Source organism: Dietzia sp. HMSC21D01, assembly GCF_001815995.1.
GTDB classification, from domain to species: Bacteria; Actinomycetota; Actinomycetes; order Mycobacteriales; family Mycobacteriaceae; genus Dietzia; species Dietzia cinnamea.
The window spans coordinates 1-2,065 of record NZ_KV823650.1; the positions used below are offsets into that span (position 1 = coordinate 1).

Here is a 2,065-nt window from a genome sequence, read left to right on the forward strand (position 1 = left end):
CAGACCGTGCGCGTCGACACCGGCGCGCCGCTGCCGACCCTCGCCGACGCGGTCCTGCCGGTCGGCTGGGCCGCCCCCGACGGCCGGCAGATCGTCCCGACCCGCACCGTCCGCACCGGCGACTATGTCCGCCGCATCGGCGACGACGTCCAGCCCGGCGACGTGGCCGTCCGCGCCGGCAGCATCATCGGTCCCGCCCAGGTCGGTCTTCTCGCCTCCGTGGGCCGCGCGAAGGTCCTCGTGCACCCCAAGCCGCGGATGTCGGTCATCTCCGTGGGCGACGAACTCGTGGACGTCGACGGCCGCCCCGGCACCGGGCAGGTCTACGACGTCAACTCCTACGCCCTCACCGCCGCCGGGCGTGACGCCGGTGCCGACGTCCACCGGGTGGGCATCGCCAGCACCGAGCCGTCACGACTGCGCGAGGTGCTGGAGGGTCAGCTCGTCCGCAGTGAGCTCGTCGTGGTCTCCGGCGCCGCCGGGGGAGAGGCCACCACCCGGATCCGCCAGGTCATGGCCGAGCTCGGGCAGATCGAGGTGAACCGCGTCGCCATGCACCCCGGGTCGGTGCAGGGCTTCGGCCGGCTGGGTCGCGACGAGGTCCCCACCTTCCTGCTGCCGTCCAACCCGGTGAGCGCGCTGGTGGTGTTCGAGATCATGGTGCGGCCGCTCATCCGGATAGCGCTGGGCAAGCGTCAGCCCATGCGCCGTACCGTCCGCGCCCGCACGGTCGCCCCCATCTCGTCGGTCGAGGGGCGTCGCGGCTACCTGCGCGGGCAGCTCATGCGTGACACGGACACGGGCGAGTACCTGGTCCGCGCCCTCGGCGGCGCCCAGGGGTCCTCGACGCACCTGCTCGCGTCGCTCGCGGAGGCCAACTGCCTCGTCGTGATCGATCCCGGCGTCACCGCCGTGAGGGCGGGTGACGAGGTCGACGTGATGTTCCTCGCCCAACGGGGGTGAGCCCGGGCGTGAGCGGCGTCTGGGACGCGTTGACCGCCGACACGGCCGCCCACCCCGGGTGGCCCCTCGAGGCGGGGCCGCTGTGCGTGCCCGCCGGCGTCGTCACCTTGCGGCCGGTCCGTCGGCGGGACGCGCGCGCGTGGTCGGCGCTGCGGCTGTTCGAGAGGGATCACCTCGAACCGTGGGAGCCGACCGTCGAGGGCCGGTGGCACGAGAACAACTCCCCGCGCGCCTGGCCGCCCATCCATGCCCAGCTCCGACGCTACGCCCGCGCCGGAGCGACCCTCCCCGCCGCCATCGAGCTCGACGGCCGCTTCTGCGGGCAGATCACCGTGGGCGGCATCGTCCGCGGCGCCCTGCACTCCGGGTGGATCGGCTACTGGGTCGGCCGCCCGTTCGTCGGCGGCGGGGTGGCCACCGCGGCTCTGGCGTTGGGCGTGGACCACGCCCTGGGGCCGGGTGCTCTGCACCGCGTGGACGCGACCGTCCGACCGGAGAACACGGCCAGCCGTGTGGTGCTCGAGAGGTGCGGATTCCGCGAGGAGGGGCTGCTGCGACGCTACCTCCACGTGGACGGAGCGTGGCGCGATCATCTCCTGGTCGCCCGCACCCGCGAGGAGCACGGACGGGGCGCGGTGGCCGCGCTTGTCGAGGCCGGCCGCGCACGGCGCGTCTGAGGATGTCCTGAGCATCGTGACCTGCGGCGCGCCGCCGCTTCGCGGGGCTCGCGCGCCGTTACGGTTGGATCCTCACCACGACGTCCCGAGTCGGGGTAGACGCTCGAGGAGGCCTGATCGATGTCGAGCTCGCTGCTGATCATCCTGCTGGTGGTGGTCTGGCTGTTCGTCCTCGCGCCAATGCTCATCCGGTCGCGCAATCCCATCCGCCGCACCGGTGACGCGCTGGCGCAGACGCGCACGCTGTACTCCGGCGGTTCCCGCCGCCTGGTGCCCAGTCGTGGGCGCGCCGCGGCCGATCCCGTGCAGGCCGAATCCGAGGAGTCCGTTTTCGGACTGCCGACCGGGGCCGGCGCGACGGACGCCGAGCTGCTCGACACCGAGACGTGGGAGCACCTGCTAGAGCAGACCCTGCGCCGCGAGGC

At 73.7% G+C, this 2,065-nt stretch carries 2 protein-coding genes and 1 pseudogene; all 3 read left to right on the forward strand.

The window, feature by feature from the left end; translation table 11 throughout:
* The coding region (gene glp / locus HMPREF3086_RS01285; RefSeq protein ID WP_070719764.1) for a molybdopterin molybdotransferase MoeA at positions 1-963 on the forward strand (963 nt) is incomplete at its 5' end.
* Between the two features lie 8 nt (positions 964-971).
* On the forward strand, positions 972-1,640 hold the full coding sequence (locus tag HMPREF3086_RS01290; RefSeq protein WP_246830846.1) for a GNAT family N-acetyltransferase: 669 nt from the start codon (positions 972-974) through the stop codon (positions 1,638-1,640).
* Positions 1,641-1,760: 120 nt separating this feature from the next.
* Positions 1,761-2,065, forward strand: a pseudogene (locus HMPREF3086_RS01295) (hypothetical protein); the annotation flags it as partial.